Origin of the sequence: Melaminivora alkalimesophila (assembly GCF_000282995.1) — a bacterium.
GTDB classification, from domain to species: Bacteria; Pseudomonadota; Gammaproteobacteria; order Burkholderiales; family Burkholderiaceae_C; genus Melaminivora; species Melaminivora alkalimesophila.
Genome location: NZ_ALEE01000694.1, coordinates 1 through 3,389, shown reverse-complemented (window position 1 = coordinate 3,389; position 3,389 = coordinate 1). Strand labels below are relative to the sequence as shown.

The 3,389-nt window shown below is 72.4% G+C and carries 4 protein-coding genes and 1 riboswitch; of the genes, 2 read left to right on the top strand and 2 right to left on the bottom strand.

What is annotated here, in order from left to right:
• The coding region (locus tag A612_RS13460; RefSeq protein WP_019374984.1) for a nucleotide-binding protein at window positions 1-540 on the bottom strand (540 nt) is incomplete at its 3' end.
• Between the two features lie 13 nt (window positions 541-553).
• The gene (locus tag A612_RS13455) at window positions 554-2,446 is read right to left on the bottom strand and encodes a TonB-dependent receptor domain-containing protein (RefSeq protein ID WP_040436949.1); all 1,893 of its coding nucleotides are present in this window, start codon (window positions 2,444-2,446) and stop codon (window positions 554-556) included.
• 71 nt (window positions 2,447-2,517) lie between these two features.
• A riboswitch (cobalamin riboswitch) is annotated at window positions 2,518-2,764 on the bottom strand.
• A gap of 36 nt (window positions 2,765-2,800) precedes the next feature.
• Between A612_RS13455 and A612_RS13450 the strand changes: the two genes are divergently transcribed.
• Both A612_RS13450 and A612_RS13445 read left to right on the top strand, forming a co-directional pair.
• Window positions 2,801-3,025: a cell division protein ZapB gene (locus A612_RS13450; RefSeq protein ID WP_019374982.1), complete on the top strand. Its 225-nt coding sequence runs from the start codon at window positions 2,801-2,803 to the stop codon at window positions 3,023-3,025.
• Window positions 3,022-3,360, top strand: a complete 339-nt coding sequence (locus tag A612_RS13445; protein ID WP_019374981.1) for a cell division protein ZapA — start codon at window positions 3,022-3,024, stop codon at window positions 3,358-3,360. The genes A612_RS13450 and A612_RS13445 overlap by 4 nt, the downstream gene beginning before the upstream one ends.
• Window positions 3,361-3,389 lie beyond the last annotated feature (29 nt).

Below are 3,389 nucleotides of genomic sequence, written 5' to 3'. Positions count from 1 at the left end.
GGCAGCCGCCACCCGCGGCAGCGCGCCCCACCAGTCGCCCGCATCGCGCAGCCCGGCGCGCAGCATCTGCGCATGCCGCTCGCCCGCCACGCGGTTGGCCAGCACCCCGGCCCAAGGCAGGTCCGGCCAGTAGCTGCGCAGGCCGTGCGCCAGCGCCCCGAAGGTCCCACCCATGGCGCCGGCGTCGATCACCACCAGCACCGGAATGCCCAGGCGCCGCGCCAGTTCGCCCACGCTGTGCTCGCCGTCGAACAGGCCCATCACGCCCTCGATCAGGACCAGGTCGGCCGCCCCGGCCGCCTCGTGCAGGCGCCTGCGGCAGTCCTCCTCCCCGGTGAGCCACAGGTCGAGCGGGTGCACGGTCGCGCCGCTCGCCAGCTCGTGCCAGTGCGGATCCAGGTGATCCGGACCGCACTTGAACACCCGCACCCGCCGCCCCGCACGCGCGTGCAGCCGTGCCAGCGCGGCGGTCACCGTGGTCTTGCCCTGCCCGGAGGCGGGCGCGGCAACGACCAGGGCGGGGCAGCGGGCTGCGTGCATGGGCTTCAGCCGTTCAGTACTGGGGGGCCCACTTCAGGCCCACGTACAGATTGCGGCCAGGCGTGGCGTAGCTGCGCGCCAGCTCGTATTGCTTGTCCGCCAGGTTGTCCACTCGCGCGACCAGCTGCCAGTCGCGCGCCAGTCGCGTGCTGGCGTGCAGGTTCAGCAGGCCATACCCCCCCAGGGCCGTGCGGTTGGCCGCGTCGTCGAAGCGCCGTCCGCTCAGCTGCGCCTCCGCGCCCACCGTCCACTGGGCGATGCGCGTCTCTGCGCCGAGCGTCGCATGGCGCTTGGCGCGCCGGGCCAGCAGCTTGCCGGTGTCGAGGTTCTTCGGGTTCTGCAAGTCGATCGAGGCGTACAGCCGCGTGGCGCCCAGCGAGTGCCCGCCGGACAGCGTCAGGCCCTGGTAGCGGGCCTTGCCGACGCTCGCATAGCAGCCCGGGAAGGGGCCGCTGCCGCCCGGGCAGGGGCCGGGCCCGCCGACGAAGGTGATCAGGTTGCTGACGTTGTTGCGGTAGAGCGTGGCCGAGAAGCTGCTCGCGCCCTGCAGCCACTTCAGGCCAAGCTCCAGGTTGCGGCTGGTCTCGGGCGTCAGGCTGGCGTCGCCGTACATGCTGAAGCGCTGGTACAGCGTCGGCGCCCGGAAGGCCGTGCCGGCCGAGGCGGTGGCGCGCCAGCCGGGGGCGAACTCGTAGCCGTAGGCGGCGCTGCCGGTGGTCTTGCCGCCGAACTCGCTGTCCCGGTCGTGGCGGGCGTTCAGCTGCAGCGTGTGGGCGCCCTGGTGCAGACCCCAGCCCAGCGCCAGCGCGTTCTGCGAGCGCGTGCGGTCGATGGGCTCGTTCACCAGATGGTCCTCGCGGCGCTCCAGGGCGGCGGTGAGCTGGTGCGCGCCCAGGCGCCATTCGTTGTGCAGCAGGTAGTTGCGCAGCCGCGTGTCGGTGCGGTAGGGCGAGGGATGGGTCTCGTAGCGGTCGCGCGATTCGCTGACCGACAGGCGCGTCTTGTAGTCGGCGCTCCACTGGGCCTGCCAGTTCAGTCCGAGCGCCTGCAGGCGGTGGTGGTTGCGGTCGTCTTCCTGGCTGGTGTCGTAGCCGCTGTTGGATTCGTTGTGCAGCAACGTGCCCTCCAGGCGGTGCGCGGCGTCGAGCTGCCAGCCCAGGCGCCCGTTGACGGCGGTCTGGTGGTAGCCGTCCCGGTCGGGGTTGCTCTTGGGGTCGGTCTTGGCGCTGTAGCCCCGGCTGCCCTCGCGCGACAGGCCGAGCGCGTAGTCCACCGTGCCGCTGCCGCCGCTCACGCCCGCCTCGGCGCGCCAGGTGCGCCAGGTTCCCACGCCGATGCCTACGTAGGGGGCCACGCCCGCCTCGCCCTTCCTGGTGAAGATCTGCACCACCCCGGCCAGGGCATCCGAGCCATAGACCGCAGCCGCCGGGCCGCGCAGCACCTCGATGCGGTCGATGGACGACAGCGGGATCGCCTCCCAGCTCGCGCCGCCGCTGCCAGCCTGGGAATCGATGCGCACGCCATCCAGGTACACCGCGGTGAAGCGCGTCTCGCCACCACGCAGGAACATGCTGGTGGTGGTGCCGGGGCCGCCGTTGCGCGCCATCTCGATGCCCGGCAGCCGCGCCAGCACGTCGGCCAGCCCGGTTGCGCCGCTGCGCTCGATGGTCTCGCGGTCCACGATGGTGACGTCGGCGAGCACGTCGCTCAAGGGTTGCTCCACGCGGGTGGCCGTGACGACCACCTCGTCGAGCGCGGGCGCACGCAGGTTCTGGGCGAGCAGCACGGGCGCCTGCTGCGCATGGGCGGCCGTGCCCACGGCCAGCAGCGCCACCGCCAAGGCGCAAGGACGCAGGCGGGCGCGCTCCAGGGCGGCCGCACGGCGGAGAGAAAGAAGAAACGACATGGAAAAAGAAAACGACAGAAACCCCGCGCCAGCCTCCCCGCCGGCATTGGGTGACATGGTTGCGCGCCATGCGGGCAACCTCCTTGTTGGCCGGTATCCGGGCTGGCGAAGACGCCTTGCACTGCCTTCCCAGGCGCTTGTTCAAGGCGCCCAGTGGCTTGAGATGTGCAAGGGAGCCGGCGTGCGGCTCGTTCGCTGACCGTTGCGGGGGCAGCGCAGGCCCGGAGACAGCACCCTCGGTGGGCGCGCTCCTCCCTGCTTCCCGTTGAACTGCGCCCTGTGAACCACGGCGCGAGCACCAACAAGGTGGCGATTCTATGCGGGCGGCGGCGCGGTCCCTACAATTGCCGGTCTATGCCCCAGCCTTCCACCATCGACCAGATCGCAGACCGCATCGAGCGGCTGCTCGAGCAGCAGGCCCGGCTGCGGCAGGACAAGGCGCGCCTGGAGGAGCAACTGGCCGCCCTCACCGCCGAGCGCGACTCGCTGCGTTCGCGCCTGCAGGCCGCCCGCGCCCGGGTGGACGCCCTCCTGGACCGCCTGCCCGCCAACGCCACCCCACAGGACGCCGCGCCATGAAGCAGATCGAAGTGCAGATCCTGCAGCAGAGCTACCTGCTCGGCTGCGCCGAAGGCCAGGAGCAGCGCCTGCTGGCCGCCGTCGAACGCGTGGACGCCGCGATGACCCGCATCCGCGATGCGGGCAAGGTGCGTGCGCGCGACCGGATCGCCGTGCTGGCGGCGCTCAACCTGGCGTTCGAGCTCGCCGACCGCGAGGCTGCAGAGGCTGCGGCGACGGCGCGCCCCCTGGCGGCGGAAGGCGGCGCGACCGACGCCGCCGCCGAGCAGCGTCTCGGGCAGCTGCTGCTGCGCCTGGACGAGGCGCTGGCCGCCGACACGACGCAAGGCGCGTAACCATTCGCGAATGGCGGCCACGGCGGCGC

What these genes read in the sequence shown, in the direction of transcription:
- A612_RS13450 (WP_019374982.1), top strand. Translation starts at nt 2,801, where the DNA reads ATGCCCCAGCCTTCCACCATCGACCAGATCGCAGACCGCATCGAGCGG.
- A612_RS13445 (WP_019374981.1), top strand. Translation starts at nt 3,022, where the DNA reads ATGAAGCAGATCGAAGTGCAGATCCTGCAGCAGAGCTACCTGCTCGGC.
- A612_RS13455 (WP_040436949.1), bottom strand. Translation starts at nt 2,446, where the DNA reads ATGTCGTTTCTTCTTTCTCTCCGCCGTGCGGCCGCCCTGGAGCGCGCC.